35 protein-coding genes and 2 pseudogenes are annotated in these 26,026 nt (G+C 62.2%); 14 read left to right on the top strand and 23 right to left on the bottom strand.

Going from position 1 to position 26,026, the window contains the following annotated elements; genetic code table 11:
• The first annotated feature begins 97 nt into the window (after positions 1-97).
• Together A6B35_RS15475 and A6B35_RS15470 are read left to right on the top strand one after the other, a co-directional pair.
• The gene (locus tag A6B35_RS15475) at positions 98-1,024 is read left to right on the top strand and encodes a class I SAM-dependent methyltransferase (protein ID WP_081482074.1); all 927 of its coding nucleotides are present in this window, start codon (positions 98-100) and stop codon (positions 1,022-1,024) included.
• Between the two features lie 62 nt (positions 1,025-1,086).
• The gene (locus A6B35_RS15470) at positions 1,087-1,458 is read left to right on the top strand and encodes a nuclear transport factor 2 family protein (RefSeq protein ID WP_006200546.1); all 372 of its coding nucleotides are present in this window, start codon (positions 1,087-1,089) and stop codon (positions 1,456-1,458) included.
• Positions 1,459-1,687: 229 nt separating this feature from the next.
• Here A6B35_RS15470 and A6B35_RS15465 read toward each other — a convergent pair whose 3' ends face one another.
• From A6B35_RS15465 to A6B35_RS15425, 10 genes are all read right to left on the bottom strand, one after another.
• Positions 1,688-2,086: a hypothetical protein gene (locus A6B35_RS15465; RefSeq protein WP_206076572.1), complete on the bottom strand. Its 399-nt coding sequence runs from the start codon at positions 2,084-2,086 to the stop codon at positions 1,688-1,690.
• 67 nt (positions 2,087-2,153) lie between these two features.
• The gene (locus tag A6B35_RS35585) at positions 2,154-2,654 is read right to left on the bottom strand and encodes a hypothetical protein (RefSeq protein WP_139032183.1); all 501 of its coding nucleotides are present in this window, start codon (positions 2,652-2,654) and stop codon (positions 2,154-2,156) included.
• Positions 2,651-3,457, bottom strand: a complete 807-nt coding sequence (locus A6B35_RS37520; protein WP_065518211.1) for a TIGR04255 family protein — start codon at positions 3,455-3,457, stop codon at positions 2,651-2,653. Before A6B35_RS37520 ends, A6B35_RS35585 begins: the two co-directional genes overlap by 4 nt.
• A 223-nt stretch (positions 3,458-3,680) precedes the next feature.
• Positions 3,681-4,436: a phage terminase large subunit family protein gene (locus tag A6B35_RS15450; RefSeq protein ID WP_006201657.1), complete on the bottom strand. Its 756-nt coding sequence runs from the start codon at positions 4,434-4,436 to the stop codon at positions 3,681-3,683.
• A 319-nt stretch (positions 4,437-4,755) separates the two neighbouring features.
• On the bottom strand, positions 4,756-5,118 hold the full coding sequence (locus A6B35_RS15445; protein ID WP_006201658.1) for a hypothetical protein: 363 nt from the start codon (positions 5,116-5,118) through the stop codon (positions 4,756-4,758).
• A 121-nt stretch (positions 5,119-5,239) separates the two neighbouring features.
• Positions 5,240-6,358, bottom strand: a complete 1,119-nt coding sequence (locus A6B35_RS15440) for an ABC transporter substrate-binding protein (protein ID WP_006201659.1) — start codon at positions 6,356-6,358, stop codon at positions 5,240-5,242.
• 494 nt (positions 6,359-6,852) lie between these two features.
• On the bottom strand, positions 6,853-7,407 hold the full coding sequence (locus A6B35_RS15435) for a terminase large subunit domain-containing protein (RefSeq protein WP_006201660.1): 555 nt from the start codon (positions 7,405-7,407) through the stop codon (positions 6,853-6,855).
• A 79-nt stretch (positions 7,408-7,486) separates the two neighbouring features.
• The gene (locus A6B35_RS34520) at positions 7,487-7,921 is read right to left on the bottom strand and encodes a hypothetical protein (RefSeq protein ID WP_006201661.1); all 435 of its coding nucleotides are present in this window, start codon (positions 7,919-7,921) and stop codon (positions 7,487-7,489) included.
• Positions 7,914-8,372 (bottom strand): hypothetical protein, encoded by a 459-nt coding sequence (locus A6B35_RS15430; RefSeq protein WP_006201662.1) that lies wholly within the window; start codon positions 8,370-8,372, stop codon positions 7,914-7,916. Before A6B35_RS15430 ends, A6B35_RS34520 begins: the two co-directional genes overlap by 8 nt.
• Positions 8,373-8,979: 607 nt before the next feature.
• On the bottom strand, positions 8,980-9,213 hold the full coding sequence (locus tag A6B35_RS15425) for a hypothetical protein (protein WP_006201663.1): 234 nt from the start codon (positions 9,211-9,213) through the stop codon (positions 8,980-8,982).
• 294 nt (positions 9,214-9,507) lie between these two features.
• Between A6B35_RS15425 and A6B35_RS15420 the strand changes: the two genes are divergently transcribed.
• From A6B35_RS15420 to A6B35_RS15400, 6 genes are all read left to right on the top strand, one after another.
• Positions 9,508-10,488 carry an IS1595 family transposase gene (locus A6B35_RS15420; RefSeq protein WP_006201664.1) on the top strand — a complete coding sequence of 327 codons (981 nt, stop codon included), beginning with the start codon at positions 9,508-9,510 and terminating at the stop codon, positions 10,486-10,488.
• Between the two features lie 147 nt (positions 10,489-10,635).
• Positions 10,636-10,878 carry an AbrB/MazE/SpoVT family DNA-binding domain-containing protein gene (locus tag A6B35_RS35580; protein ID WP_006201665.1) on the top strand — a complete coding sequence of 81 codons (243 nt, stop codon included), beginning with the start codon at positions 10,636-10,638 and terminating at the stop codon, positions 10,876-10,878.
• Positions 10,872-11,225, top strand: a complete 354-nt coding sequence (locus A6B35_RS15415; protein ID WP_006201666.1) for a type II toxin-antitoxin system PemK/MazF family toxin — start codon at positions 10,872-10,874, stop codon at positions 11,223-11,225. Before A6B35_RS35580 ends, A6B35_RS15415 begins: the two co-directional genes overlap by 7 nt.
• 408 nt (positions 11,226-11,633) lie before the next feature.
• Positions 11,634-12,236 (top strand): hypothetical protein, encoded by a 603-nt coding sequence (locus A6B35_RS15410; protein WP_006201668.1) that lies wholly within the window; start codon positions 11,634-11,636, stop codon positions 12,234-12,236.
• A gap of 206 nt (positions 12,237-12,442) precedes the next feature.
• On the top strand, positions 12,443-12,712 hold the full coding sequence (locus A6B35_RS15405) for a hypothetical protein (protein ID WP_006201669.1): 270 nt from the start codon (positions 12,443-12,445) through the stop codon (positions 12,710-12,712).
• A 97-nt stretch (positions 12,713-12,809) separates the two neighbouring features.
• The gene (locus tag A6B35_RS15400) at positions 12,810-13,115 is read left to right on the top strand and encodes a hypothetical protein (protein ID WP_006201670.1); all 306 of its coding nucleotides are present in this window, start codon (positions 12,810-12,812) and stop codon (positions 13,113-13,115) included.
• 30 nt (positions 13,116-13,145) lie between these two features.
• On the opposite strand, the gene A6B35_RS15395 is transcribed toward A6B35_RS15400, so the two are convergent.
• Together A6B35_RS15395 and A6B35_RS15390 are read right to left on the bottom strand one after the other, a co-directional pair.
• Positions 13,146-13,568 (bottom strand): DoxX family protein, encoded by a 423-nt coding sequence (locus A6B35_RS15395; protein ID WP_006201671.1) that lies wholly within the window; start codon positions 13,566-13,568, stop codon positions 13,146-13,148.
• Positions 13,569-13,888: 320 nt separating this feature from the next.
• The gene (locus tag A6B35_RS15390; protein ID WP_065518210.1) at positions 13,889-14,641 is read right to left on the bottom strand and encodes a tryptophan 2,3-dioxygenase family protein; all 753 of its coding nucleotides are present in this window, start codon (positions 14,639-14,641) and stop codon (positions 13,889-13,891) included.
• Positions 14,642-14,797: 156 nt separating this feature from the next.
• Between A6B35_RS15390 and A6B35_RS15385 the strand changes: the two genes are divergently transcribed.
• Together A6B35_RS15385 and A6B35_RS35575 are read left to right on the top strand one after the other, a co-directional pair.
• On the top strand, positions 14,798-15,268 hold the full coding sequence (locus tag A6B35_RS15385; RefSeq protein WP_006205693.1) for an Lrp/AsnC family transcriptional regulator: 471 nt from the start codon (positions 14,798-14,800) through the stop codon (positions 15,266-15,268).
• A 391-nt stretch (positions 15,269-15,659) separates the two neighbouring features.
• Entirely contained in the window at positions 15,660-16,082 is a 423-nt protein-coding gene (locus tag A6B35_RS35575) for a hypothetical protein (RefSeq protein WP_156788620.1), read from the top strand.
• 170 nt (positions 16,083-16,252) lie between these two features.
• Here the strand turns inward: A6B35_RS35575 and A6B35_RS15375 are convergent, their stop codons facing one another.
• The 5 genes from A6B35_RS15375 to A6B35_RS15360 all read right to left on the bottom strand — a co-directional run bounded on the left by A6B35_RS15375 (position 16,253) and on the right by A6B35_RS15360 (position 19,532).
• Entirely contained in the window at positions 16,253-17,413 is a 1,161-nt protein-coding gene (locus A6B35_RS15375) for an SdrD B-like domain-containing protein (RefSeq protein WP_006205691.1), read from the bottom strand.
• Positions 17,410-18,318 (bottom strand): HTTM domain-containing protein, encoded by a 909-nt coding sequence (locus A6B35_RS15370; protein WP_065518209.1) that lies wholly within the window; start codon positions 18,316-18,318, stop codon positions 17,410-17,412. Before A6B35_RS15370 ends, A6B35_RS15375 begins: the two co-directional genes overlap by 4 nt.
• On the bottom strand, positions 18,302-18,661 hold the full coding sequence (locus A6B35_RS15365; protein WP_040583858.1) for a hypothetical protein: 360 nt from the start codon (positions 18,659-18,661) through the stop codon (positions 18,302-18,304). Before A6B35_RS15365 ends, A6B35_RS15370 begins: the two co-directional genes overlap by 17 nt.
• Before the next feature lie 218 nt (positions 18,662-18,879).
• Positions 18,880-19,035, bottom strand: a complete 156-nt coding sequence (locus A6B35_RS35570; RefSeq protein ID WP_156788618.1) for a hypothetical protein — start codon at positions 19,033-19,035, stop codon at positions 18,880-18,882.
• 137 nt (positions 19,036-19,172) lie between these two features.
• Positions 19,173-19,532 carry an SPW repeat protein gene (locus tag A6B35_RS15360; RefSeq protein WP_040583857.1) on the bottom strand — a complete coding sequence of 120 codons (360 nt, stop codon included), beginning with the start codon at positions 19,530-19,532 and terminating at the stop codon, positions 19,173-19,175.
• Between the two features lie 278 nt (positions 19,533-19,810).
• Between A6B35_RS15360 and A6B35_RS15355 the strand changes: the two genes are divergently transcribed.
• The 4 genes and pseudogenes from A6B35_RS15355 to A6B35_RS15340 all read left to right on the top strand — a co-directional run bounded on the left by A6B35_RS15355 (position 19,811) and on the right by A6B35_RS15340 (position 21,121).
• Positions 19,811-19,999 (top strand): hypothetical protein, encoded by a 189-nt coding sequence (locus A6B35_RS15355; protein ID WP_006205686.1) that lies wholly within the window; start codon positions 19,811-19,813, stop codon positions 19,997-19,999.
• A gap of 99 nt (positions 20,000-20,098) precedes the next feature.
• Positions 20,099-20,260, top strand: a pseudogene (locus A6B35_RS34505) (type II toxin-antitoxin system HigB family toxin); the annotation flags it as partial.
• Positions 20,260-20,679: a helix-turn-helix domain-containing protein gene (locus A6B35_RS15345; RefSeq protein ID WP_006205684.1), complete on the top strand. Its 420-nt coding sequence runs from the start codon at positions 20,260-20,262 to the stop codon at positions 20,677-20,679. The pseudogene A6B35_RS34505 and the gene A6B35_RS15345, both read left to right, overlap by 1 nt.
• 40 nt (positions 20,680-20,719) lie before the next feature.
• Positions 20,720-21,121 (top strand): DUF5071 domain-containing protein, encoded by a 402-nt coding sequence (locus A6B35_RS15340; RefSeq protein WP_006205683.1) that lies wholly within the window; start codon positions 20,720-20,722, stop codon positions 21,119-21,121.
• On the opposite strand, the gene A6B35_RS15335 is transcribed toward A6B35_RS15340, so the two are convergent.
• The 6 genes and pseudogenes from A6B35_RS15335 to A6B35_RS15310 all read right to left on the bottom strand — a co-directional run bounded on the left by A6B35_RS15335 (position 21,103) and on the right by A6B35_RS15310 (position 25,812).
• Positions 21,103-21,552 carry a YeeE/YedE family protein gene (locus tag A6B35_RS15335; protein ID WP_006205682.1) on the bottom strand — a complete coding sequence of 150 codons (450 nt, stop codon included), beginning with the start codon at positions 21,550-21,552 and terminating at the stop codon, positions 21,103-21,105. The two genes, A6B35_RS15340 and A6B35_RS15335, sit on opposite strands and share 19 nt — an antisense overlap.
• On the bottom strand, positions 21,549-21,956 hold the full coding sequence (locus A6B35_RS15330; protein WP_006205681.1) for a YeeE/YedE family protein: 408 nt from the start codon (positions 21,954-21,956) through the stop codon (positions 21,549-21,551). The genes A6B35_RS15335 and A6B35_RS15330 overlap by 4 nt, the downstream gene beginning before the upstream one ends.
• Positions 21,953-22,285, bottom strand: coding sequence for a sulfite-sensing transcriptional repressor BigR (gene bigR / locus A6B35_RS15325; RefSeq protein ID WP_040583870.1), 333 nt, complete (start codon positions 22,283-22,285; stop codon positions 21,953-21,955). The genes A6B35_RS15330 and bigR overlap by 4 nt, the downstream gene beginning before the upstream one ends.
• A 2-nt stretch (positions 22,286-22,287) precedes the next feature.
• Positions 22,288-23,157, bottom strand: a pseudogene (locus tag A6B35_RS15320) (MBL fold metallo-hydrolase); the annotation flags it as partial.
• Positions 23,158-23,331: 174 nt separating this feature from the next.
• Complete coding sequence (locus A6B35_RS15315; protein ID WP_006205678.1) at positions 23,332-25,428, bottom strand: EAL domain-containing protein; 2,097 nt, start codon at positions 25,426-25,428, stop codon at positions 23,332-23,334.
• Between the two features lie 81 nt (positions 25,429-25,509).
• The gene (locus tag A6B35_RS15310) at positions 25,510-25,812 is read right to left on the bottom strand and encodes a DUF1330 domain-containing protein (RefSeq protein WP_006205677.1); all 303 of its coding nucleotides are present in this window, start codon (positions 25,810-25,812) and stop codon (positions 25,510-25,512) included.
• Positions 25,813-26,026: the final 214 nt, after the last annotated feature.

Below are 26,026 nucleotides of genomic sequence, written 5' to 3'. Positions count from 1 at the left end.
CCATAAGGGGGCGCCTCATCTTGGCAGCGGAGCCCCCCGCGGCCTTGACCGGCGCAATCGCTGGTGAGCTAACTTCGTAGGTCGAACGCGCACGAACATGATGCCGAGTGCCGGATTATGCCGGGAGCTGGAACCCGCAGTTTGCCGGGACTTTCCGGCGCGGCATGTCGGCATAAAATATGCCAATCTCGGGATCGATCCATTGGAGGCAATGATGCCCCTGCCCAATTACGCGATGAGCCAGGCAAGTTTCCCGGAGATGTACGAGCGGTGGCTCGCGGGCCCTCTCTTCCAGCCATGGGCCGAACTGGCTCTCGAAGAGGTGGAGTTGTCTCCAGGCGATCGTGTCCTCGACATCGCTTGCGGAACAGGAATAGTGGCCCGCGTTGCAAGGGAGCGGCTCGGTGACGCCGGATACGTCGTCGGCATCGACGTCAGTTCGAATATGCTTGCCGTTGCGCGCGCCGTGGCACCGGGCATCGACTGGCGCGAAGGCAATGCCGGCGCCCTGCCTCTGCATGACGGAGAGCAGTTCGACATTGTCGTCTGCCAGCAGGGACTGCAGTTCTTTCCCGACAAGCCCGCGGCGGCGGCGCAGATGCGGCGGGCGCTGGCGAAGGGCGGCAGGCTGGCGGTAGCCACATGGCGATCCGACGATGAAATCCCGTTCTTTCGGGAGCTCCGCCGGGTGGCGGAGCGCCACCTGGGCGCCATCGCGGATCAGCGGTACAGCTTTGGCGACGCAGCCGCGCTGGAGGCGCTGCTCCGGGACGCCGGCTTCCACGAAGTCCGGTCAGCGACGATATCGCGCACAATACGCTTCCAGGACGGCGCACCCTTCCTGCGCTTGAACACGATGGCGCTGGTCGGCATGAGTGCTGTCGGCAAAGACATGGGCGATCAGGAACGCAAGCGCGTCGTGGAGGCCATCGTGAGCGAAAGTGCGCCCGCGCTGCACCCCTACGCCGATGGATCGGGACTGGCTTTCGAGCTCAGCACCAATTTGGCGACAGCCGAAGGCTAAAATGTTCCATCGCTGTGCCGATATCGGCATAATGGCCATGCAACTGGACGGGGGGCGGGCGAATGGACATTCGATCGACACTGATCGAGCTATGCGAGGCCTTCAACGCGCATGATCTCGATCGCATCATGGCGTGCTTTTCCGACGATTGTGTCCTGGAGATGCCGAGGGGGAGCAAGCCCTGGGGCTCTCGTCTCGAGGGCAAAGCAGACGTCCGAGCAGCGCTGGCAACCCGCTTTGAAGGCTTGCCCGATGTCCACTACGGCAAATCAGAGCATTTCGTGGACGAGGCTGCCGACACCGGCATGTCGAAATGGACCCTCACCGGCACCACCCGCGAGGGGGTGAAGAAGGAAGTGCGGGGTTGTGACTTCTACACGTTCCGCGACGGCAAGGTGACTCGCAAGGATTCTTATTGGAAGATTGTGGAGTAGGCGTTTGCCCATTGGTCGGCATCGGCGCCAGCCCCGGCGTCCAGTGGTCAAGCTGACAGTCGATCTCGGCATGGTCATTAGGCCGGAGATTGGTGGCGATGTAGCTGAGGTCGCACAGCGTGGCGGGATTGATGCGGACGGTCATGGATGGACCTGCATCAGTCAGAAGCGAAGCCATCATCAAACGAGAGCAAAGACGGACGCCCCCTTTTGCCCTATCTGTCGATGTTCACTGATCCTGACCAGAGTCAGCTAAACACACCACTACGCCGGGAAGTTCGACGTACCACTCACTGGTCGCAAGAAGCTTTCGCTGCTGGCCTTTACTGAACCTGTTCGGCCGCTCAATTGGCCCCCAAACCTCGCAATGCGCCATGTTGTGGGGATCAATCGGATCGTATCCGACCTGAAGCCCTATTTCGCGAGCAGCGCCGGCTCGAAGCCAAACCGAAGCTGTCATTGGAGGGCTGGTGACGAAGGCTCTGGGATCAATGCCCATTTCCACAAGCGTGGGTTCGTGGTCGATCGACATACCGCCCTTCGGCTCACTAGACGGCTGCATGACCTTAGTCGACAGCCGATTCACCTGATGGTTTTCGTCGAAATACACATGCTCGGCGGGGTTCACTCGCCGAATTATGACGTCATCCCCGAGGATTTCCCCATGGTCGTGAGGGTTCACAACACCGGCATTATCACGCGGCGGCTGCGATAGCATTGCCTGTCGCTCTGCGTGCCAGATCCTCGACCCATTTCGCCACTTCTGCAAAGTCGTTCGTGAGTTCGAGCTCGGTCTCGACGTCAGTGCGATGATCAAACATCCAAGCACTCACTTCATTGACGCGAAGAATATCGACTTCAATATCGAACTCGTGGGCATGCCACTCGATTTGGAGCGAACCATCAGAGCCAGGCACCAAAGTAGGCGGCGGCGTGCCTGGGGCGGCGATCTTCTCGAGGATCGACATACAAAAATATGCTGTCGGAAAGCTGACGGGTCGACCTTGGTAACCGTCCCATCCCTTTGGCAATTGGACCAAGGCGGTCAAGCGAGCATTTATCCTTTCACGCCACGGGAATTCGAACCCCTGGACAATGAGACGCTTCACTGAGGAGCGATCACGATTCCCAAACGGCAAAGCGCCGGCAGGGCCAACTTCGCGGGAAAATGCAGCGGTTTGCAGGGCTCTGTTCAATTTTTTCTTCCCCAACGTTCGTGAGCCTTTGCGCTGGTCAGTTCGCAGAATCTGCGGACAATCCGTTCTCGACCAGTGAAGAGAAAATCTCTGGCCGAAATAGTCGTCTCCCCCGCAGGCTTTCCTCTGTACGTAATAGCGAGCCGAACTGCTGGCTTTCGCTCTGGTACGGAGACCACTGAATTCAACTCATAGGACATCCTAGCAATAGGCTGATTCGTCTCCGACCTGACAACCTCAGTAAAGATGGCATTTAGAGACTCTAGTTTCAACGGGGATTGGTTAATGAACGTGAACCAGTCTCGCAGGGGAACACCATCATCGAAAAGAATGACGTTTATGTACGAAACCTCGGACTGCTGTATGATTAACCGAGAGCCCTCTCCCTCAAAGAAAGAAGAAAGCTTCTCTAGCAGTCCTTGGAAGATTGTTTGAATGCGATCAAATCTAGGGTATTGATTTTCTCTGGCAGGCCTTCGCCGCCAATTCAAATGCAACCGATCGTCCTGAAACTGAATGAGGTGGGTCTCGTCTTTCGATGAAAACCAATATCTGTTTCGATTAACTTGGCCCTGAAGATTTATTTGGAGAGATAGGCCCTCCGCTCCACTACCTCCAAAGGTTTCAAAAGAGGGCAATAGCCGAGGCTGCTCCGCGTACACGGGAAAATCGGCCTTAAAGAGATCCCAGACGCGTTGAGCATAGGTGTCGTTATATGTGAACGGAGGTGTGAATTGAACCCCTAGAACTAGCTCATCTAGCGGGGGCTTGTCGAATTCAGGAAGATCCTTGGGGCGTTTCATCGAGGCGGTCGCAATCGTCTGAGTTAGGGCTATTGATTACACAGATCCTACAAAAAACAATCCCAGTTCCGGCACAATAGCGTAAGGCCTCGCAACTCACACCTACCCTGTCCGAGATATGGGACATCCCAACGATGGTGCATAGGCGGGGCTCGGAAAAAGTTGCACAAATTGCTGAGCGTTTGTCGTGTCTTCATTCCTCCCGACGGTAAAACTGTGCCTCCTACCGAAAAGCCCCCAGCGGATCGGCCTGCCCCGCCGGCCGCCGTGCGCTCCTGAACTCCGCCGGATCGACCACCGCTTCCCTCAACATCATCACGCCATAGCGGGTCGCGGCCATCAGATCGTCGCGCAGCTTCACCACCTGGCCGTCCTTGCGGTGGTAGAGGCGGAACTCCTCGAACCAGGGCAACAGCGTCGAAAACACCTTGAAGCGGCCGGATTGCATGCGGTCGAGCATTTCCATCAGCCCGGCTTCGACCGAGACCGAGCCGTCGGCGAACTGGGCGTGGCGCGACAGCATGTTCAGCCCGTGCGCGGCATATTGCTTGGCCAGCGCCACGCCAGCGCCCTCCAGCGTCTCGCGTCGGCCGTCGCGCGGCCAGGCGAAGGGCAGCCATTCGCCCCACGGCTTCAGCGTCAGCACCTGCATCGCCGGCGTCTGCTGCGCGGCGCGGGCTGCCTTGGTGACATAGACGATATCGGCCTCCGTATCCCAGGCGAGTTCGACCGCAGCCGACGGATGGTCCCAGCCGAAATCCAGCGCGCCGAGCCGCGGCCAGTAGCGCGGCAGGCGGAACGGCTCGCAGGCGATCAGCTGCTCGGCCACCGGAAAAATGCGGCCGGAGCCCAGCACTGGAATGCCTTTTGCGCGGGCTTCGCGCTCATGCGCGGGATAGGCGGCAACGATCGCCGCGCGCTGGCCGGGCGAATAGTGCTCGGCGTCGTCGATGGTCATGAAGGTGACGTGACGGGTCATTGTTTCTCCGCACGGATCGATTCAGGATGCGGTTGTAGCGCATTGTTTTTGCATATGATTTCCGTCGGCGTTGGCGCCGCCCCTCACCTGCCTGCCGGCATCCTCTCCCCGTATAGTGACGGGGAGAGGGGCGCTCTCATCGACGGTTTCGCCAGTCACCAGCGTTGTGGGCGGGGCGCCAAGGTTGCGGCAAGCCCCTTCTCCCCGTCACTATACGGGGAGAAGGTGCCGGCAGGCGGATGAGGGGCAGCGCGGCAGACGTGAAATTGTTGCTCCCCGCTTCGCGCGGGGCGAGGAACCCAGGTCCGGCTATGTCCGCTCAGGATTTGTAGCCTTCCTTGAGGCAGTCATTCTGCCACTGAAAGTCGAACTCCTGCTTCGACCAGGATTGCCGACCCATGCCGCCCTCGATACGCGGTGTGGATCCATCGATATAGACGATGAAGTGCCCGCCTTTGATGAAGATGCCGCTCTTGGCCATGACGTAGCCGCAGGTCTGCCCGGTCGAACTGTTGCCGGTGACCTGGACATGGCTGAACTGGGCCACCGGATCGTTCACCTGGTCACGAACCTCGTCTTCGGCCTTGGCGATCGCCGCAGCGCGCCAGTCCTTCTCGGTGCAGGCGGCGAGACCGATGAGCCCGCAAAGCAGGAGCAGCCTACGCAAGTCATGTCCGTGCATGTCAGGCCTCCGACAGTCGCCGGAAGCTACTCGCCTCTCGGTTGCAATCCAAGCGGCATTGCAGATCATGGTTTCAGCGCGGTTTCCGGGCGCAGGCTGGCGCCAACCTCAGATGGGCTACTTAGGAACCGGCGCTTCGCCTGGCCGTGCTGCTGTTGAAAGACATCGGGCCAAGGTACTCCTCAGAAGGCAAGCACTGTACCTTGACGCCAACGATATCGTCCCATCCGTTGGTTATGATGTCTCTCGCCTTCTCCTGGTCCTTGAGTGTTGGAAAGACCGGGGCGACATCGTCCCCTTTGAGGTCGAGCAGGTGGGAGGCTTTCAACCAGGTGAGCTGTGCCTCGTCTGAACAAAGATACTCCATCCACAGCCGAGCAGCATTTGGATGTGGAGCATGGGCGCTGATCGCCCGGGCATAGACACCCGCAACGACACCGGTCTTTGGCCTGATGACTTCGATCCTCGTCCCTGCAAGGCGGTCGCGGTCGCCGAGCGCGAGGTAATCCCAGCGAACGAGGATCGGCGTGCGGCCGTCGACAAGCGAGTTGGCATCGCCGATGATGGGAACGAAATTGCCCTTTTCATTGAGATTGGCGAAGAACTTCAGACCCTGATCAGCGGCTTCTTCGAAATTGCCCTTTGCCGCCAACAAGCCCGCGGCGTACACGCTCTGGATCGCTTGATTTGAAGAAATATTGCCGGCGAGGCCGACCGAGTTCCTATACTCGGGCGCGGCAAGATCCGCCCAATCCCGCGGCATTCTGGTTACCAGGTCGCCGTTGATCTCGAACGCAAGGACACCGCAATAGCCGCCATACCAATACCCTTGCGCATCCTTGGCCGCTTCCGGAATCGTGTCCCACGTTGACACTTTGTACGGCTGCAACAAGCCATCCTTCATCGCGGATGAAGCGAAGGGCATGCCGACGTCGACCACGTCAGGGGCGTCGGCCTTGCCTCGCCTGATCGCCGCAATCTGCTCGGCTGAGCTGGCTCCCGGCCGGAGTTCGTTGATTGCCAGACCGTATCTCGCCTTGAACCGGTCCATGACGACGCCGTATCCGCACCAGTCGCGAGGCAAACCCATGACGGTAAGCTGCCCTTCTGCTTTGGCGGCCGCAACCAGGTCTTCCATTGGGTCGGCGGACGCCGCGGCGGCGCAGACCGACACGGCACCCGTTGACAGGGCGGCGGCTCCAGCCAGACCTGCGGCCTTGAGCGCATCGCGGCGACTCATCGGTCGCCGACCAGCGGCAGGTTCAACCCTCGCTGTGTCTGTTGATCCGTGTTTCATGGTTCGTTTCCTCCGTTGGCCAGCGTTCGTGATCGCGGTCTTGAAGGTGGGAGCGAACAGGCTGGTTCGCGACGTCCCCACTATGGCATATTGGGGGCGTGCGCGATATGCGGATCGGGTTTTGACCCTTGAGCGAAACCGCCAATCTTCGTCATCCCAGGAGCTGCACAGGAGCGGCACTCTTTCCTTCTCCCTTTGCAAGGCAGGGCAATCGCATATGGTGGCGCCAGCCCCCACTCCGGCCGCTGCGCGGCCACCTCTCCCCCATGTCCATGGGGGAGAGGAAACCCAAGCCTTTCAAGGCCGCGACCTCGGCGGTTGGCGTTTCCTCTCCCCCACGAATGTGGGGGAGAGGTGGCTCGGCGAAGCCGAGACGGAGTGGGGGAGCGCCATATGCGATTGCCCTGCCTTGCAAGGGGAGAAGAAAGGCAGGCCGCTCACGACTTGCCCATCCCCTCCACCTCTCTCGCCGACAAAAACAACAGCACCACATCCGACATGCCCAAGAGCGGCGTGAACGTCACGATGGTGATGCCACCTGTCGCATTGGTTCGCGTCAGGCCCTCGGAATAGATGTCGAGCGGCGGCTCCTCGTCGAACCAGACGCCATCGAGCGTTTCGCCCTGCCACTTCTCGCGGCCCTTTTCGTAGCTCTTGAACGACAGCACGCTTTCGTCGGCCTGGATATCGCCGCCGCCGCCCCAGCGCACCACGATGCTGTCGAGCGCACCCGGCGCGCCGCGTCCCATGGTGGTGTGGACGATGGCGTCGGCCGGGATCATGCCGGTGCCCCAGGCGGCCTGCTGTTGCGGCGGGCCGACCAGCACGCGCTGCGGGTTGTCGCGCGTGCCTTCGCCGGTGACGCCGGCCGCCCACAGCCGCACGGCCCTGTCGAAGGTCTTGCCCTGCCACCAGTCGGGGTAGCGGCCAGTGAGGTGCATGGCCCATTCCGCGCCGCCGGCCCTGGTCTTGCCGAGTTGGTTGCCGGCCATGAACAGGCGCTCGCGGTTCGCCGCGCCCGCGGCATGGAATTCGGCCTGCCTGGGATAGGGCCGGTAGGCGGCCAGCTGGTTAGTGCGGCGCCTGCGGTCCAGCTCCCTCAGCAGCGCCAGATAGTCGCTGCGCGCCGCGATCAGCGCTGCCCGGCTCTTCGAGGACTGGCCTGTCAGCGACCGGTTTTTCGAGGCCCGTTCTTTCGAGGAAAGGCTTGAGGACGGCTTCGAGGCCGCGGATTCGGCTCCGGATCTCGTCATCGCTCAGTGCGTCCAGTTCGTTGATGTTGACATGCAAATCCTTGGGCAGCACCGACAGCACGATCTTCAGATACTGGTCGGGCTTGTCGGCCCGCACCGAAGCGATGACGCCGGCGCCATGGGTCTTGAAATCGGCGCGCACGGCAGCGACGAAATCGTCGCCCAGCGTCTTCTTCGGCCGCTTGCGGCGGGACGAGATAACGGCGGCGGCCGCCTTCGGCTTGCGCTGCCGAGGCGGCGTGGCGTCAGCCATAAGTTACCCCGTCGAGCCCTGCCCTGCCCGCCGGCTTCGCCTGCCTTGCACGCACCGCCTTGGCCTTGCCGGGCTTGCGGCGCCCCTTGGCCTTTGCGGCTTTGCGGGCGGGCCTGGTCGTCTCGGGTTTTGCCGTGGCCGATGTCGCCGATGTCGCCGGTGCAGTCGGGGCGGCCTCGCGCTGAACGGCATCGGCCCTTGCCAGGCCGGCCCTGGCCTTCTGGATCGCGGCAACGCCGACCGCCCTGTCACCCGCGCCTTGCGAACCCGGCGGAAAGCCAAAGCCGCCGGCGGCATCGACCGGACCGCCACGAACCATGCCGATCAGTACGCCGGCGGGAACGGCTTCCAAACCGCCGGCGCGTGCCCGCGGCGCGGCCTCGAATTCGCCGATGGCGCTGACAATTTCCTGGCCGTCATCGCCGGTGATGATGCTTGCGTAGCGTGGCATGGGGTTCTCGCGGGTGTTGCGGAATGTGTCATCGGCTTGGCGGCGAAGGATGGCGTTCCGTCACGCCCCCCTCTGTCCTGCCGGACATCTCCCCCTCAAGGGGGGAGATCGACTGTCGTCGCCGCTTTCGCCAATCGCCAACGTTTGCTGGATTGAGCGGAGCGATGAGGCCGCCAATCTCCCCCCTCGTGGGGGAGATGTCCGGCAGGACAGAGGGGGGCGCTGTCCCGCCAGCGTTCAATGTCGGCGTCAGAGGTGCTTTCGTTCGAAAGGAAAACTAAAAACAAAAAACCCGCCTCGGCGGCGGGTCGTTGGCGCAAATCAGCACCATGGACAAGATAGTAGCATAGCTGCCGTCACCCGGCAAGGTATTTTTTCCTATTCGCCTCCATTGCGTTCGCCGCGTTGCCGCAGCCTGGCCGGCCCGGTATTCACAACAAGCTTTTCCGGTCGTTTGGCCATTAGCCGGCGCTTATGGAATCATTCCGCCGAGGACTCGGGGAGAGCGGCACGGCGCGCGAAGGAACAGCCGCAGCACCAACGGCCAACAGGTCCAGCGCGTCGCCGGCAACGCCTTAAAGCGAAAGCCCTCAGTCGATTTTAACGGCTACTGGCGGCGTCGCAAGGCGGCTTGGTCGTCATCCTCGACACGAGCTATGACCCCTCTAAGCTTCGCGATCATCCTGAGATTGTCAGCTATGATTTCCTCACTGAGGTTCACACACTTGTCGTTATCGGTGGCGCGAACCTCGTCAGGATGTTCCGGCACGGATTGAGTATCTTCGTGCAACCGGACATTCGCGTCCTCTTGCCTTGCGATCAGGCCTTCGCGCGAGATCATTGGACACTCTCCGTTACGTTGCGATAGCGGAGTATCTAGTTCCATTTTTGCGGTTGCCAAGGTCCAGGGGCGCGGACGGCCCTCATGCACGGTCACGTCACCGGCCAGGATGCACTTTCGTTCGAAGGGAAGCCGAAAACAAAAACCCGCCTCGGCGGCGGGTCGTTGGCGCAAATCAGCACCATGGACAAGATAGTAGCATAGCTGCCGTCACCTGGCAAGGTATTTTTTCCTAATTATATACGTGACAAAGCACGGGCGATTTGCTAGAAAGATGGCAGGGAGCACCTAGCCATGAAACTCGACAGCCCAATCTTCCAAGACGCCGAAGCCGCCCGCATCCATTTGGAAGCGCAGCGTTGGCCGCATGGTCCTAACTGCCCGCATTGCGGCAACGCTCGTCCTGACCGCATCACCAAGATGGAAGGCAAGGCGCATCGTCCTGGCCTGTACAACTGCATGGAATGCCGCGAACAGTTCACCGTCACTGTCGGCACCGTGTTCGAGCGCTCCAAGATCGCCTTGAACAAGTGGCTTCTAGCGACGTTCCTCATGGCTTCGTCCAAGAAAGGCATGAGCGCCCACCAGCTGCACCGTATGCTTGGCGTCACCTACAAGACCGCATGGTTCATGGCGCACCGTATCCGCGAAGCTATGAAGGAAGACGTTAAGTCGAGCGGCCCGATTGGCGGCGAAGGCAAGATCGTTGAAGCCGACGAGACCTACATCGGCAAGCGTGAGACACCTCGCAAACTCGCTCGCGGTCGCGTTCCTACCTACACCAAGTCGGGCAAGTCCGGTGGCGCGCAGAAGCGCATCGTGGTTGGTCTGGTCGAGCGTGGCGGACAGTCCCGCATGTTCCATCTGAACGACGCCACGGCCACGACTGTCCGCGACGTTCTGGTTCGCAACGTGTCTCGCGACACCACCTTGTTCACCGACTCTTCGCGCATCTACACGCGCACTGGCGAGGAATACGCTGCGCATAAGACGACCAACCACGCCGCTGGCGAATACGCCCGCCGCGAAGGCGATGTCGTGATCCACTCCAATACCATTGAAGGCGTGTTCTCAGTCTTCAAGCGCGGCATGGTTGGCGTCTATCAGCATTGCGGCGAAGCTCATTTGCATCGCTACCTTGCCGAGTTCGACTTCCGCTACAATCGCCGTGCAGCGCTCAAGGTGACCGACACCGAACGCCATGACCAGTTGCTTGCGATGATCGAAGGCAAGCGCCTTACCTATCGGCGGATTGGTGAAGCCTCGAACGCCTAGGCAGAAGGCACGAAAGCTAATGCGCATACGCAAAAAGCAGCGCAAAGTGTCGCAATCTTAACCGAACCTAAAGGAACCTCTAGCCATTCTGGCGCGTATCTACTATGTATATCAAGCCAACCGTGGCAAAATGAGGAGCATGGGCAGATGCAAACAACGATCAGCAGGTGGGGCAATAGCCTCGCGCTGCGACTTCCAAAGCACGTGACAGAGGAGGTACGGCTGGTCGAAGGAGTTTGCGTAAACGTTGAAATCGAAGACGGTTCAATCAGGGTAACACCGACACGCAAACGCTTTCAGCTTTCCGAACTTCTGAAAGGCGAAACTCGTCAAGAGACTGGCAACCGTGAAGTTGATTGGGGTCAACCGAAGGGTGACGAAGTTTGGTAGACGACGTAGCCTATCAGCCTGACAGAGGCGATTTTATCTATCTGGATTTTGATCCGCAGTCAGGCACAGAGCAGGCCGGTCGCCGGCCTGCTCTCGTCATTTCTCCTCGCGATTTTAACATCGCAACGGGCTTGGCAGCCGTTTGTCCGATCACCAACACGTTGACCGGGAGCAAGTTCGAGGTTCCGGTTCCTCGCGGCGTCAAACTGACTGGCGTCATTCAATCGTATCAGTTCCGCACGCTGGACTGGATAGCGCGAAACGCTTCTTTCCATTCAAAAGCCAATGAAGAACTCATGTGGGAGGTCGTCGGGCGCATTGAGGCAATTCTCTGCATCGACGGCTGACCGCTAGACTCTCCCCCATTCTGTATCTACATTGTATCTGACTGACTGATTCCTTCTGACCCGCAGGGCGCCACTACGCACGGGCAAAACCTGGGGGAAGGAGGTGAAAGCTATGAGCAAGTCAGTCAAGATCGGCCGCAACGCCGGTTCTGGGCGCTTCACGACGGTGAAAACCGCAGTGACCCATCCGAGAACCCACGTTGTGGAAACGGTCAAAAAGTAAGTAGCCTTGGCTACGGAGCTTCCGGGTGGTCCTTCTTGACGGGATGGCCACCCGGTTTCGATTTATGTCCTGCTTCGCTTGCGCGAGGCTTGCCAGATTGCGGCGCATGCTGCTTCGGCGGCGTCTTCAGCATCCGCTTCAGGGTTTCGTTGAACCGCTTTTCGTCTGAGGGGGCAGACTTATCCATGCGAGATAAGGACTCCATGTATGGGCAGGCTATTTGGCCTGACTATCCTAGCGACCAAGACAACGCGATGCACGCCGTTGGATGTATCACATCCTGGTGGGCGCGGATCGAGAATGTTTATGAGCAGTTCCTCTATCATGAATTCGAATTCTCTCAGGTCGGCTTCCTGAGGGCAACGCTCACCAACTCCCAAAAGGTCGGGCTTATCCGAACTTCAACCGCACTTCTGAGGCGAACCCGCCCAGAGATGCATGAAGCCATAGGAACCTTCCTACACTATGCGAATATATGCGCAGAGAACCGCAATTTCATTGCCCACGCCGATATCATAAGCGATGGCAAGGTCGGCGCCATGAGGGTTAGCAAGCGGGCCAACCAGTTCGGGGGCAAGGACTACGTGTTCCATGTCAGCGTTGCGGACTTGAGGCGAATGGCGCAGGAAATGGCCGATATCGCCCTTTTCGGCAGGGTTATTCCGCTGGCGGCTCGAACTCCAGTCCCATTGCCTCCAGTACCGCCGAAACCACGTAAGTGGGATCAACTTCTTCCAAAGGAAGATCGCAAAAACGTGCCACGCCCGCCCGAAACATCTGAGGCGTGACCTCGACTTCCCTTACCTTTTCAGTGCCGGCCTGTCCCGGCTTGGGTATCAAATCACACATACTTTGTCACGTATATAATTAGGTATTTTTTCCTATCCCGCCCGATAGGCCCGCCGGCCCGGGTATTCACAACAAGCTTTTCTCCCCGTCTGGCCATTAGCCGGCGCCTATGGAATCATTCCGCCGGGGACTCGGGGAGAGCGGCATGGACAAACCTGCCATGGCATCCGTCTTCAGGATGCGGCATCAGCCAGCAACCATTTCGGGCGTCCGCAGCCTTGGCACGGGCCAGGCGGATCCGATCTTCCACTCGAAGCCGCTCGGCCAGGCGATCCGCTTCATCGTCCAGGCCGACGGCCAGTACGACCTCAGCGCCGTCGCCATCAGCTACGGCGACCGCTCGACGCCGCCGCTTGGCGGCCGTGAGATCAAGGCGCTATGGGCCGAATATGGCCAACGCTGGATGGAGCCGTAGAGCGTAATCCGCGTTGGCCGGCAGGCAGTCGATCCGCGCCGCTCCGGATCGTATCAGGCCTTCGCGCGTTGAAACCTTACCAATGGGAGACACAGCCATGAACGTCGCCAATCTGCAACTTGAGGGCCTGCTGATGGCCGTCGCGTCGATCAACCAGGTGCTGGTCCGCAAGGGGCTGGTTTCGGTCGAGGAGATCGACATCGCCTTGCGCAAGGCGGAGGCCTGCGAAACCGGCGAGGAGCGCTCCGGCGGCATGTCGGCATCGAGCCGCGATGCCGTCAATTTTCCGATCCGGCTGCTGGAACTCGCCAACCAGTGCCAGCCGGAAGCCGACATGCCGTCCTTCTCGAAACTGGCGCGCATGGTCGGCCAGATGAAGGAACCTTATAACGATCAGATGTGAGGCCCGTCCCGCCTTTCCGATGCGGGCTCCTCACGCCCTGCCCGGCCAGCCCTGGCGCAGTGCCAGCACGCTGCCCGGTCCATGCACGGCGGCGTAAAGCAGGCCGGCGGCGAACGGGAAATGAGACATGAAGGCGCCGAACTCGGCCTGGTTGCCGGCCCAATGCGACGGGCCGTGGAAGGCAAAGCCGAGGAAGACCACGTAAACCGCGCCGATCAGCGCTGCCGGCGTCAGGAACGCGCCGGTCAGGAAGGCGATCACCAGCAGCGTTTCGAGGATCGCGGCGCACCAGGCCAGAAACAGCGGGAACGGGAAGCCGGCGGCGGCGATGTAGCCGGCGGTCATGCCCATGTCCATGAACTTGAAGGCCACCCCCATCGCGAAACTGGCGGCAAAGATCAGGCGGGCAATGAGGATGGCAGCGGTCTGCCAGGTCGATTGGGTGGTTTCCATGATGTCCTCCGGGTTTTGCGGTTATGCCTCAAGGACGGAGGACGGGCGGTGGTTCCGACAGGGGTGGGGAAATTTGTTTTGGCGAAGCCTAGTTCCTCGCCCCCGCAGAGCGGGGGAGAGGTGGCGCGGCGAAGCCGCGACGGAGAGGGGGATTGCGCCGACGGTAGCAAAATGAAGCAGTTGGGAACGTGTCAGGCCCTGGCGCCTTACGAAGGCCCCTCTCCGGCCGCTTCGCGGCCACCTTGCCGGGGCGAGCCATGGGTCTCGCCCGTCCTTCGGACCCTCCCGCTTCGCGCGGGGCGAGGAACCCAAGCTAGCCCCTACCCCGCCTTCGCCTCCGGGTGGCTGATCGAGTCCCTCACCCTGCCGTACTCCGCGCCCCAGCGGTCGGTCATGTCGCAGCGTATGTCCCAGAGCTCGGGGAAGAAGCGGTGGCGGGCGCCGCCTTCCAGCATTTCGACCGGCCGGCCCTTCAGCGATTTCGAGCCGAGCCCGATCGAGCGGTGGATGAGGTAGAGGTGGTTGGCGCGGAATTTCTGGAACAGCTCGTCGAACTCGATCAGCGCCTCGGCAACGACATAGGCGTCGCCATGGTCGTAATGGGCATCGTAGACGTCCTCGACCGTCAGCCCACGGCCGTCGAGGTATGAAGCTTTGAAGGCCCGCCAGAGGTCCGGCGGCAGGCGCAAGATGAGCTTGAAGCCCGGCGATTCCTGGCCGCTGCCATTGCCGAGCTGCAGGCGGATCTGCTGGTACTCCTTGGGCGACATGGTCTCGAGCAGGTCGAGCTGCGCCGTCATCATGCGCATGAGACGGTGCACCCTGCCCATCAGCGTGACGATGCGGTGGGTGTCCTCTCTCTCCAGATAGTCGAGGACATCGACTAGCGTGTAGGCGATGAGCTTCATCCACAGCTCCTCGACCTGGTGCACGATCTGGAACTGCAGCTCGTCGGCATTGACCATTTCGGCCAGCGGCTTCTGGCATTGCAGAAGCTTGTCGCATTGCAGGTAGACGCCGTAGTCGCGCATCTCCGGCGCTTCGATGCGGGCATGATAATCGGGCTTGTGCATGGTGTTCTCCCCTGCCCGGCCTCCGGCTCGGGGCATCCATTCGGTTCAGGTCGCCATGATAGACGCTTTCGGCTCGAACATTGTTCCTTTCTGTTATCCGAATAAGAAGAAATGGAGTACGATGTTCGCCTGTTTTGAAAACTGGGAGAACGATCTGTGCTGGATGCTCTCGACCGAAGGATCGTCGCGGCGCTGGAGCGGGATGCGCGAATCTCCTTTGCCGTGCTTGCCGACGAGGTGGGCCTGAGCAAGACGCCGTGCTGGAAGCGGGTCAAGGCGCTGGAGGACGCCGGCATCATCCGCGGCTACTCGACCCGCATCGATCCGGCGCGCATCGGCTTCGGCATCGAGGCCTTCATCCAGGTGTCGATCGACTTCGAGGTGTCGGACGCCTTCGAGGCGGCGGTGAAAAACCATCCGCTGATCCGCCGCTGCCACGCCACGACCGGCGAGGCCGACTATCTGCTGCAGATCGTGACCGTCGACATGATGGCGCTGGACAGGATGCTGCGCGAAGAGCTCAGCCGCCTGCCCGGCGTGCGCCGCACGATCACCTCGATGGCGATGCGCGAGATCAAGGGCGATATCTCGTTCGCCGATGCGGTCGGGCATGCGCTGAGGAGATGAGGCGCGTCGAGCCCTGACTTTTTTTGGGATGGTTGAAGGACGGGCGTTGAATCGGTCTATAGTCGGGATGGGGATACGCGCGACGGGGGTACGCGGGTGGTGGATATCGTCTCAATCAGAACCGGTGCGGAGCCGGCCTGGCGGCTGTCGGCAGGACGCCTAGGGTTTTTCGCATTCATGGCGAATGCCAATGTCGCGCGCCGTTCCTTCCCACGGTTCAGGAGTATTCTGGCGGCGGCGCTGCTCGCGTCGACCATGCTGCTGCCTGTGGCAACCCGCGCGGCGTCGGTCTTGCCGGAGCGGCTAGACGGATTCGACCGGTCGATAGGTTCGACAGCCCAAATGCAGAGGGGCAAGCGCGCTCTTCTGGCGCAAGTCGCAGGCGGCAACGGTGGCAATGGTGGCGACGCCGGAGGAAATGGCGGCAACGGTGGCAATGGTGGCAACGGTGGTGCCGGAAATGGCGGCAATGGCGGCGCCGGTGGAAATGGCGGCGACGGCGGCGCCGGAAATGGCGGCAATGGCGGCGCCGGTGGAAATGGCGGCAACGGTGGCAATGGCGGCAACGGTGGCGCCGGAAATGGCGGCAATGGCGGCGCCGGTGGAAATGGCGGCGACGGTGGTGCCGGAAATGGCGGCGCCGGCGGCAACGGCAGCTCAGGCGGAAACGGCAGCTCTGGCGGCAATGGCAGCTCTGGCGGAAATGGAAGCTCCGGCGGCAATGGCGGCAGCCACAGCCATCACGACAGCACCGGCCATTCGGATAGTGGCCGCCCCTGCGGGACCTCCCAGAGATCTTGCTGACGCGGCTTGACCTTAAAGCGCGTCGCGCTGAAGTGGATTCAGGCGACGCGCTTTAAGTCTTTGTTTTTATGCATGTCGTTCTCCCAAAACCGCTGCGCACTTTTGGGCGACAGGCATTAGGCCGCTTCAAAACCACCGGCGACGGTCGGAATGCAGCGTCAGCTTGCTGCATGGACCGCGCTACGGACCGGTGCGGTAGGCGAAATTGTCGATCGCGGCCTGCCAGTGGTGCTGTGTCCGTATCTCGAGCCGCGTGATGCGCATGTAGTCGGCCGCGAAATAGACCGGGCCGCTCGCGGACAGCACAACCGAATCCTCATATACGGGCTGGTCGCCCCGCCAAGCCTTGAGAACAAGCGTCTCGCCCTCCGCGTCGTTCCAGCCGGCGCCGAAATAGGCGCCCGCGAAATCGAACGGCTTGTCGCTGAACACCTGCGCAGGGTGTCCCGAGCTGTTGTAGGCGATGAATTCGCCCGACATGGTGGTGTTGATGTAGCCCGGGCCGTCGGTGAAGCGCTGGTGCATGGCAACGAGATTGTACCAGTCGAGCCCGCCATAGCCGGACGGAACTTCGAACACGCCCGACGTCGTCAGCAGGTCGTCGAAGCCGACGACATGCCGATTGGGCAGCGGCTCCTCGGCGCCTTTGTCCGAAGACGCGGAGAGCACGACCGGCGCCGAGCCGACCACAACTTTGCGCCGCTGCGTCGCCCCGTCGGTCGAAACGTCGACCAGCCATTCGCCTGATGTCGCGGGTACGCTGAAGCGCCCATCCGGGTCGACCTTGGCGGCGGCAGTTGCTCCGTCCGGCCCTGTGAGGGAAATGCGCGACCCGGCGGTGACCGCCCCGCTGATCGTCAGATCTGCCGCAAGCCCGACCGGGTGCGTCGTACGCATTGCGATCATGTCGCCTGGCGAGCCAGGTGAAACAACATAATCGCTTTCCTGCGACGCGTTCCCCGTGGTGACGGACCAGCCTGGCGGAGGCACGACCCGGAATGAGTAATGTCCGGGATCGACAACCTCGAGATCGCGCTGGATAACCGACATCCGGAAATTGGCAAAACCGCTGACATTGGTCCATTTCATGACGGTGTTGCCATTCGGCTTGCCGAGTTCGACGGCCACATGCGGCATCGGCCGGTCGCCGAGATCGTAGACCCCATTCCTGTTGAGGTCGCGGAACACGAGGACCGACGTGTTCATCTGGCCACCGTTGAAGGAGCCCCATGCGCGCCTGGGATAATAGTCCTTCGCGCTGCCGGCTCGCGCCGCGCCGCAGAACATGGCCAGACCGATTGCCGCCGCGACGACGGAGGAAAACAACAAACCGCGCTTCACGACATTCCCCTGGCAGTCCCTGCCAATCCGTTCCCCTGCAGCCGCGCGATGATCTTGTCGACGGCATCCGCATCGAAATAGGCAAGATAAAGCAACGCCATGGTGGCGCTGAACGTATAGACCGGCAGCGTCAGATAGATGATGGCGTGAAAGGCCAGGCCCGGCACGACCAGATAGCGCCTTGTCCGACGAAACGGCAGGCCAAAGGCAAGGCAATATTCGAGCGCGACCACGGCGAAGGACACGATCGTGGCGAGCCAGGCAAGGCCGGGGATCGCTGGATAGTCCGAACCCGCGTAGTACCAGAGGAATATCTGCTCGATCCGCGCGCCGCTGAGAAAGGCGTAGTTCGACTTGTCGAAGGCGGAGAAGAAATAGAGTACCGAGAGCTGCACCACGATCAGCCGCAACCCCCACAGATTGCCGCGTTCCACCGGCGGCGCAACGCCCGTGCGCCCGGCGCGCATCACCGCCAGGTAGCGGTCCAGCGAATAGGAGCGGCCGCAGGGGGTGAGCGCGATCAGAAGTGCTGCGACGGCAAGCAAATAGATATGATGGTGAGTCCAGGGCTCGCGACCAAGCTGGTGGCCGAAATAATAGTACATCGCCAGCCCGACCAAGCCCGCCCAGACGGCGGCGATGCGGCTATGATAGCCAACGAAGAGCAGCGCTGTGGCGACGAAGAAGTTGACGGCCAGAAACAGGCCGACTGGCGATTGGTCCCTGTAGAGCAGCAACTCGCCCGCCCAACGCGACCAGAACAGCATCGCCAGGCCGATGCGGACCAGCGCGGACGAACGCGACGAGCCCTCCGTATAGGCCGCCCAGTCGACGAACCGCGCGGCAACAGCGTGCATCAGACGCCAGCCGGGCCAGTCAGCGATGGCGTCAGTCGGCGCAGGCATTTTCGGCATCGGCATGGATAATCTGCCAGCCACTGCGCGTGGCCTGCCGCGCGCGGACACGGATGTCGGCGCCCTGCCCGGCGGCCGTGCAGAGCCGCTTGATGACGGAAGCGAGTTCGTCGCGGCTTTCGATCCGCTTCAGCCTGCCGTCGCGAGGAGCGCCGAGCATCTCGAACCGGTCGAGCGGGAGAAGCGTTCCGTCGGGCCGACGGATTTCGAAGGAAGCGTCGATCACACCGAGCCCGATCGCACTGAACATGGTCCAGGAGCGCAGCACTGCCGTTCGCACCCCGAAGACCTGCTCCGCCGCCGGACCGGCGATCATGAATGCGGCGATCGCCATGAATGCGAAAAACCGCAGGCGTCCTGCCGAGACCCGCCCGGCAGGCTCCGCACCGATTCTGATTGAGACGATATCCGCCACCCGCGTACCCCCGCCCGACTATAGACCGGTTCGACGCCCGTTTTTCAAGCCATCCCAGAAAAAGTCGGGCCTCGACTCTCGCCTGTGGACGGGCAGGACAAGGGGCGCGAAGGAAGGCTGCGGCCGGTGTTCGGAGGTCAGTTCAGGCCAGGCTCCACACGAGCAGCCGGCCCGGGCTCGCGCGCAGCCTGTTCCTTCTCGGCGTCGGCCTTGCGCTTCGGGCAGTCCTCGTAGTCATGGTCTCGCCCGCCGCAATAGGAGCAGCATTTTGCCGGGTTGTCGGAGTGGAGCATCGAGGCCATTCCCAAGAATGCACGAAACGGTTTCCGGTTGCAGCAATTCGTGAAGCCGCTCCGGTTATAGCCCTGCCCCGATAGTCCAAGGAGCCCGCCGCTCCCGCGCCGGGCCCCGCCTAGCCTGCCGTCACCGGTCACGCATGCGCGTGCGGGTGGCGGAAGTCCCAGACCGCCCAGGCCGACGCGGCAACCACCAGCACGCCGAGGACGACATGGGTCGCCATCGCGTTGGTGCTGGCCATGAAGCCAAGCAGCCAGGGCGAAACGATCAGCCAAAGCCCGATAACGAGGTTCGCCCACTCTTCCCATTCGGCGAACGCCGAAAGCGTCGCGAGGGCCAGGGCGCCGAGCACGAAGCCGGCAACCCAGGCATTCCACGCAGGCGTGGTTTCGGCGGTAAAGCCGATGATCCAGGGTGAGATGAACAGGCAGATCGCAAGGACCAGATTGATCCAATCCTGGCCCTTTCTTCCTTCCATCAGTTTCATTGCCATGACAACCTCCATAGAGAAGCTTGACAAAAGCACTGCGTTTCGCGTGCACCGCACGCTTAGTCATTGATATAATTACGCTTCAATGGGCCTTCAAGGATGGGCTGCCGGCGCCGGTGTCCGGCGGAGGTCCAGGCGGCGCCGGAAACGCCTGGCGCTGATCACCGGCAGGGCCCGCCGGATGGCCCTGCCCGCCATCAGGCATCACAATCTCCGCCTTTTGCATTGGCAAACAATGATACTATATTAGCTGACTAAAATGATTCAGCGTTGACGATGCGATGGCCAAGAAGAAATCCAAGCCGGCAGCTTCCGGCATATCGGCGGTCTCCCAGGCGGAAGCCTATGAGGAGGCGAGCTATTTTGCGCGCAAATGCGGGCTGACCAGGGACGAAGCGCTGAGGATGATGCGCGAGGCGCAAGGTTCGGTGAGCATGGCGAAGGCTTCCGGCGGCCGGCGCAAGAAGTAGTTTCCGCGCGCGGTGCCCGCGCCGGACGGGTCGCATAAGCCCTTAGCGTCCGCCAAAGCCGCAACGGTTTCCCATTTTGGGAACTTTCCCCTTGTTCCCGGTGCGAATGTGGATTTCGTAGGCGACAACCGCGCGATCTTCGACATCGCCGGCAACAAATATCGGGTCATCGTGCATGTCAGCAATACCTACAAGCGGGTGCTGATCAAATTCGTCGGCACCCACGCCGAGTACGACAGGATCGATGCGGAGACAGTGTGATGGAAAACATTCGCCCTCTTAAAACCGAAGACGACTATGATTGGGCCATCGCGGAGATCACCAAATACTTCGAGAACGAGCCCGAGGTCGGCTCTCCCGATGGCGATCGCTTCGACGTGCTGGCCGATCTGATCGAGGCCTATGAGGCCAGGCACTACCCGATCGAGACACTCGACCCGGTCACAGCCATTCGCGCCCACATGGAAATGGCGGGGCTCAAGCAACTGGCCCTCGCCGAGATCATCGGATCGGCGTCCCGGGCCTCGGAAATCCTGAACAGGAAGCGCTTGCTGACGATGGACATGGCGCACCGGATTCACAAGAACTGGCGCATCCCTGCGGAGGTGCTTATCCAGCCTTACCACCTTGCAGGTGATGGAGAGGCGAAAAAGGCCGGCGTGGCTGCAAGAGGGCGTTAGGTCGACCTGTTTGCTCCGATGCCGACGGTAGGATTGCCCGGTGAACTCGTTTGAACAAAACCTGGCGGATCTGGTGCCTGTCGACAAGCTCGATACCGACAAGGCCTCTGCCCTGACGGCGCTCGGCTATCCAGCAATCGAGCCGATCCTGCCGCAGCTTCTCGAATGGCTTCAGGACATCAATTGGCCGGTAGCGCAAGTGTTGCAGCCGCTCCTGGCCGGCATCGGTCCACCGCTCGCGCCGCATCTGCGCCAGATCCTGCGCGGTAACGACGACATCTGGATATACTGGATACTCGTCAGCGTCGTTGCCTACTCTCCTGCCCTCGCCGGCTGCCTGACGGATGAGCTTGAGCATCTCGCGGCCAATGGCTCCGCCAAAGAGGGCGTTCGTAACGCTGCACGCGATATCCTCAATGGAAATTACCGCGAGCCCGCCTGATCCTTGCGGTCGGCAACGAGGCGGTCGTGGACAGTCATCCCGACAACCATAGAGGCGACGAACAGGACGGCAGGCGCGAGCCCGAGCGTCAGGCTGGCCAGCGCGGGGCCGGGGCAGAAACCGGCCATGCCCCAGCCGATGCCGAACAGCGCCGAGCCGAGGATCAGCCGCCGGTCGATGCCGGTATCCGGCGGCAGATGGAATGCCGGGTCGAAAACCGGCCGCTTCATGCGCCTGGACAGCAACGTGCCCAGCATCGCCACGGCGACGGCGCCGGCGAGCACGAAGGCAAGGCTCGGATCCCAGTCGCCCGCGACATCGAGGAAGCCGCGCACGCGGGCGGGATCGAGCATGCCGGAAAGCGACAGGCCGAAACCGAAGATCCCGCCCGAGACCAGGGCGGCAAGAAAACGCAGTGTCTGGAGATTCACAGTCCGGCGCTCCTCATCAGGGTAACGGTCGCGACCCCGGCCGACAGGAAGGTCAGCACGGCAACGAAGGAGCGCGGCGACAGGCGCGAGAGCCCGGCAACGCCATGGCCGCTGGTGCAGCCGGAGCCCATGCGGGAGCCGAACCCGACCAGCAGCCCGGCGGCGGCGATCATCGGCAGCGAGGCGGTGATGGTCACCGACGGCCAGCGGCCGAAGCCGGCGAGGAACAGCAGCGGGCCGACAAGCAGGCCGATGACGAAGGCAGCGTTCGTCGAAGCGCGCGCCAGCAGCAGCCGGCCGACGATCCCGCTGACGCCGGCGACACGGCCGTTGAGGAGCAACAGCAGGCTGGCCGAGAGGCCGATCAGCATGCCGCCGAAAAGCGAAGGCCAATAGGGCGTCATGGGGCGGCCGCCTCCGCGCAGAAGATCGTGTAGAGAGCCTCGACGAGGCGCGCGGCCCTGGCTTCCGTCAGGCGATAGAAAATCTGCTTGGCCTCGCGCCGCGTCTCGACGATGCCGGCGTCGCGCAGCACGGTGAGTTGCTGCGACAGCGACGGCTGGTGGATGCCGAGCTCCTCCTCGAGCTGCCCGACGGCGTATTCGCCCTCGACCAGCGTGCAGACGATCATCAGCCGGGCGGGATGGGACAGTGTCCGCAGCAGGCCGGCGACCTCCCCCGCCTTGCCTTCCATGTCGGCGCGAGTCATCGCGGCTTTGGCTAGCATCGTCATGATCAACCCCAGGCCGCGCCGGCAAGCGCATCGAGCGGGAATTTCAGATAGCGCCGGCCATTGTCTTCCGGTTCCGGCAGGCACCCGCCGCGCAAGTTCACCTGCAACGCGTGCAGGATGAGCTTCGGCATCGGCAGCGTGCGGTCGCGCGCCTGGCGAAGCGCGATGAAGGCCACCTCGTCGATCCCGGCGATATGCGGGTTCGAACGCTTCTGCTCGGCCACCGTGCTTTCCCAGCGCGGCTCGCGGCCGCCCGGCTGATAGTCGTGGCCGATGAACAGGCGCGTCCCGTCCGGCAGCGAAAGAATCCGCTGGATCGATCCCCACAGAACCTTCGCGCTGCCGCCGGGAAAATCCGCCCGCGCCGTGCCGCTGTCCGGCATGAACAGCGTGTCGTGCACGAAGGCCGCGTCACCGACCACATAGGTTATGGAGGCCAGCGTATGGCCCGGCGAGAACAGCACGTGCGCGTCGATCGAGCCGACCTTGAAGCGATCGCCATCGGCAAACAGCCGGTCCCATTGCGAGCCGTCGGCCGGCAGCGTGGGCCAATTGTAGATATTTTTCCAGAGACGCTGGACGTCGACGACGCGGGCGCCGATCGCGGTCGGCGCGCCCGTCCTGCCCTTCAGGTAGGTGGCCGCCGAGAAATGATCGGCATGGGGATGGGTGTCCAGGATCCATTCGACCGTCAGGCCATTGTCCGCAACATAGGCAAGGATGGCATCGGCATTGCGGGTGTCCGTCGCGCCGGATTTCTCGTCGAAGTCGAGAACCGGATCGACGATGGCACAGCGCCTGGTCGCCGGATCGGAGACGACATACTGAATGCTCGAACTGCGCGGATCGAACAGGCCCCAGACGACGGGCCGCGCGACGGGCGGCTGTCCCGTGACCGGGAGATTGTTGATGATCCTGACTGGCTGCATCGATGCGCTTCCTCTTTTCAATATACAATTGCATATAATGTATAATGTCGAGGAGTCAACAGGTGTCGTCAAGGCTGCGCAATTCCGAAACGTTCGAGAAAGCCGACAAAAAGAGGGTTACGCCAGCCGCCTCTTCGGCAGAACCGCCTGAGACGTCGCTCGCGAAACAATCGCTTCCAGCGGTTCGGGCCGGTGCAGCAGAAAACCCTGGCCGTAGGCGACGCCCATGCCCTCGAGGATTTCGAGCGCGGCCTGCTGCTCGATCTTCTCGGCCACCACGGAGCAGCCGAGGCTTCTGGCAATGCCTGAGATGGCCGAGACGATCTCGCGGTCAAAACTGTTCTGGGCGATGTTCTCGATGAAGGAACCGTCGATCTTGATGGCGTCGACGGGAAAGCGCCGCAGATATTCGAACGAGCTCATGCCGGCGCCGAAATCGTCGAGGCTGACGCGGCAACGGCGCTCGCGCGCCTTGCGCACGAACTGTTCGGCGGCGTCGAAATTGGTGACCGCGGCAGTCTCGGTGATCTCGAAGCCGATGCCCGAATGCGGCGCCCCGGTCTCGGCGATGGCGGCGTCGACGAAGTCCCACAGTTGCGGGTCGCTCAGCGTCTGCGCCGACAGGTTGAAGCCGAGCGAAATCGCGCTCGAACGCATCGCCTGACCATGCAGCGAGAGCGCCGTCCTGATGATCCAGCGGTCGAGCCTGGAAGCGAGGCCGAAGCGCTCGGCCACCGGGATGAATTCGCCAGGTGGGATCATCCGGCCATTGCGTCCGATCAGCCGTGCCAGCACCTCGACATGACGGCTCTCTTGCCAGGGTTTGCCGAGCAGATGGATCTGCTGGCCGAACAGCTTCAGCCTGCCGTCCTCCATGGCGTCGACCAGATCGGCAGCGAGCCGTGCCGCGTTGAGCCCGCCGGAGCCCGACGCCGTCTCCGGCGAAAACACGGCAAACCGGTTGCGCCCGGCAGCCTTGGCGGCGTAGCAGGCGTCGTCGGCGCAGGCCAGCGCGTCGGCCACGGTGGTGTTGTGGTCGGCGACAAAGGCGATGCCGACGCTGGCCGCCAGCTTGCGTGAAGTCATCGTGCCGAGATCGGCGTCGCGGACGGCGGCGAGAACGGCGCCGGCCAGCCGCTCGGCCTGCTTCGTTGCGCAATTCGGCACCAGCAGCGCGAACTCGTCGCCGCCGAGGCGCGCGGCATGCGCGGATGGCGGCAGGCTGCCGACGATGCCGGCGGCAACGCCCTTCAGCGCAAGGTCGCCGGCGGCATGGCCGGCGTAGTCGTTGAGCGCCTTGAAGTAGTCCAGATCGACATAGAACACCGCCAGCGGCAGCCGGCGCGACGTGGCGATATGGTCGGCCAGCAGCCTGTCGAAGGCGGCGCGGTTCAAGAGCCCGGTCAGTGCGTCGTGGTTGGCGGCATAGGCCAGTTCCTGGGCGCGCTTCTTGTCCTCGGTGATGTCGCGCACGGTGCCGAGGATCTGGCCCGCCGCACCGGTGGCGATGAAGCGCACCAGGGATTCGACATGGCGGATCTCGCCGTCGCGCTTGACGATGCGGTATTGCGAAGCAATGACGGCATCCGAGCCGAGAGGCACCTGGTGGGCGCGCTCGGTGGCGTCCTTGTCGTCCGGATGCAGATAGGTGTGCCAGAGGTCGGCCGTCACCTCGTCGGTGTCGGCGACGAGGCCGAAAATCTCCCTGGTGCGGGCATCCCAATAGCTCTTGTGGGTGCCGATATCATGGTGCCAGATGCCGGTGCCGCTGGCGGCGAGCGCCAGGCGGAAGCGGATGTTGACCTGTTCGAGCGCGGCTTCCGCCTCTTTCTGCCTGGTGATGTCGGTCTGCACGCCCATCAGCCTGAGCGGTTGGCCGTTTTCATCGTGCTCGACAATGCCGCCCCGGTCCAGCACCCAGACCCAGTGGCCGTCCTTGTGCCTCAGGCGAAGCTCGGTCTCGATCGAAGGGGTCAGGCCGGCGATGTGGCGGTCGCCGCTGGCCTTCGCCCGCTCGCGATCGTCGGGATGCGTCAACTGCAGCCAGAGGTCGGCTGCGTCGGCAAGCTCGCCCTCGCCATAGCCGAGCATCTTCGACCAGGTCGGCGAATAATAGCAGGCGCCACTCTTGAGATCCCAGTCCCAGACGCCGAGATGGGCGCGCTCGAGCGCCAGCGCCCAGAACTCTCCATTGCGTGTCTTGTCGTCTGCCATGCCCGGCTTTTGTCCACCCTGTCGCGGACAATGTGCACAAAAGCAGAGAAGAATCCGTTACCGGGGCCGGCAACCGAGGCGCTAGCGGGAGCCTGGCGGCATTCCCTCGATCGCTATGATGCGCGTCCTGGCGCTGCGGAAGCGGATTTCCTTCAGGCGCTCGTACTCCGGAGAATCGTACCAGGCAGTGAGCGCGCCCATGTCGGGAAATTCGACGATGACCAGCCGATGCGGATCCCAATCGCCTTCGAGCACTTGGGTTGCGCCGCCGCGCGCGAGATATCGCCCGCCATGGCGCGCTTCGGTCGCCGGGACCTCGCGCTTGTATTCATCGAATGTGGCAGCGTCGGTGACATCGACATCTGCAATCAGATAGGCAGCCATCCCCTTGCCCTCCCTTCTCCAATCGGTTTTCGAACTGCGCCAGAGGCTGGCCAACCAGGGCGGCCCAGCGGCCGCGTGAGGGGGGCTCGATCGGCCGCCAGGCCTAACCAGCAAACGGGGGGTAGAAGGTTGCCGGCTGATTGCGCATTGTAGCGGATTTTATTAGCTGTAGCTAATTTATTAAAATTGTTTGCAACGCGGTCAATGAGTGCGC

It is taken from the genome of Mesorhizobium amorphae CCNWGS0123 (assembly GCF_001686985.1).
Lineage (GTDB): Bacteria > Pseudomonadota > Alphaproteobacteria > Rhizobiales > Rhizobiaceae > Mesorhizobium > Mesorhizobium amorphae.
This window is presented reverse-complemented; position numbering and strand designations above follow the sequence as displayed.

Coding starts and splice junctions, on each gene's coding strand:
- A6B35_RS15475 (WP_081482074.1), top strand. CDS start 98: ATGATGCCGAGTGCCGGATTATGCCGGGAGCTGGAACCCGCAGTTTGC.
- A6B35_RS15470 (WP_006200546.1), top strand. CDS start 1,087: ATGGACATTCGATCGACACTGATCGAGCTATGCGAGGCCTTCAACGCG.
- A6B35_RS37520 (WP_065518211.1), bottom strand. CDS start 3,457: ATGAAACGCCCCAAGGATCTTCCTGAATTCGACAAGCCCCCGCTAGAT.
- A6B35_RS15450 (WP_006201657.1), bottom strand. CDS start 4,436: ATGACCCGTCACGTCACCTTCATGACCATCGACGACGCCGAGCACTAT.
- A6B35_RS15445 (WP_006201658.1), bottom strand. CDS start 5,118: ATGCACGGACATGACTTGCGTAGGCTGCTCCTGCTTTGCGGGCTCATC.
- A6B35_RS15440 (WP_006201659.1), bottom strand. CDS start 6,358: ATGAGTCGCCGCGATGCGCTCAAGGCCGCAGGTCTGGCTGGAGCCGCC.
- A6B35_RS15435 (WP_006201660.1), bottom strand. CDS start 7,407: ATGGCCGGCAACCAACTCGGCAAGACCAGGGCCGGCGGCGCGGAATGG.
- A6B35_RS34520 (WP_006201661.1), bottom strand. CDS start 7,921: ATGGCTGACGCCACGCCGCCTCGGCAGCGCAAGCCGAAGGCGGCCGCC.
- A6B35_RS15430 (WP_006201662.1), bottom strand. CDS start 8,372: ATGCCACGCTACGCAAGCATCATCACCGGCGATGACGGCCAGGAAATT.
- A6B35_RS15425 (WP_006201663.1), bottom strand. CDS start 9,213: ATGATCTCGCGCGAAGGCCTGATCGCAAGGCAAGAGGACGCGAATGTC.
- A6B35_RS15420 (WP_006201664.1), top strand. CDS start 9,508: ATGAAACTCGACAGCCCAATCTTCCAAGACGCCGAAGCCGCCCGCATC.
- A6B35_RS35580 (WP_006201665.1), top strand. CDS start 10,636: ATGCAAACAACGATCAGCAGGTGGGGCAATAGCCTCGCGCTGCGACTT.
- A6B35_RS15410 (WP_006201668.1), top strand. CDS start 11,634: ATGCGAGATAAGGACTCCATGTATGGGCAGGCTATTTGGCCTGACTAT.
- A6B35_RS15405 (WP_006201669.1), top strand. CDS start 12,443: ATGGACAAACCTGCCATGGCATCCGTCTTCAGGATGCGGCATCAGCCA.
- A6B35_RS15400 (WP_006201670.1), top strand. CDS start 12,810: ATGAACGTCGCCAATCTGCAACTTGAGGGCCTGCTGATGGCCGTCGCG.
- A6B35_RS15395 (WP_006201671.1), bottom strand. CDS start 13,568: ATGGAAACCACCCAATCGACCTGGCAGACCGCTGCCATCCTCATTGCC.
- A6B35_RS15390 (WP_065518210.1), bottom strand. CDS start 14,641: ATGCACAAGCCCGATTATCATGCCCGCATCGAAGCGCCGGAGATGCGC.
- A6B35_RS15370 (WP_065518209.1), bottom strand. CDS start 18,318: ATGCCTGCGCCGACTGACGCCATCGCTGACTGGCCCGGCTGGCGTCTG.
- A6B35_RS15365 (WP_040583858.1), bottom strand. CDS start 18,661: ATGGCGATCGCCGCATTCATGATCGCCGGTCCGGCGGCGGAGCAGGTC.
- A6B35_RS35570 (WP_156788618.1), bottom strand. CDS start 19,035: ATGCTCCACTCCGACAACCCGGCAAAATGCTGCTCCTATTGCGGCGGG.
- A6B35_RS15360 (WP_040583857.1), bottom strand. CDS start 19,532: ATGGCAATGAAACTGATGGAAGGAAGAAAGGGCCAGGATTGGATCAAT.
- A6B35_RS15355 (WP_006205686.1), top strand. CDS start 19,811: ATGGCCAAGAAGAAATCCAAGCCGGCAGCTTCCGGCATATCGGCGGTC.
- A6B35_RS15345 (WP_006205684.1), top strand. CDS start 20,260: ATGGAAAACATTCGCCCTCTTAAAACCGAAGACGACTATGATTGGGCC.
- A6B35_RS15330 (WP_006205681.1), bottom strand. CDS start 21,956: ATGACGCCCTATTGGCCTTCGCTTTTCGGCGGCATGCTGATCGGCCTC.
- bigR (WP_040583870.1), bottom strand. CDS start 22,285: ATGACGATGCTAGCCAAAGCCGCGATGACTCGCGCCGACATGGAAGGC.
- A6B35_RS15315 (WP_006205678.1), bottom strand. CDS start 25,428: ATGGCAGACGACAAGACACGCAATGGAGAGTTCTGGGCGCTGGCGCTC.
- A6B35_RS15310 (WP_006205677.1), bottom strand. CDS start 25,812: ATGGCTGCCTATCTGATTGCAGATGTCGATGTCACCGACGCTGCCACA.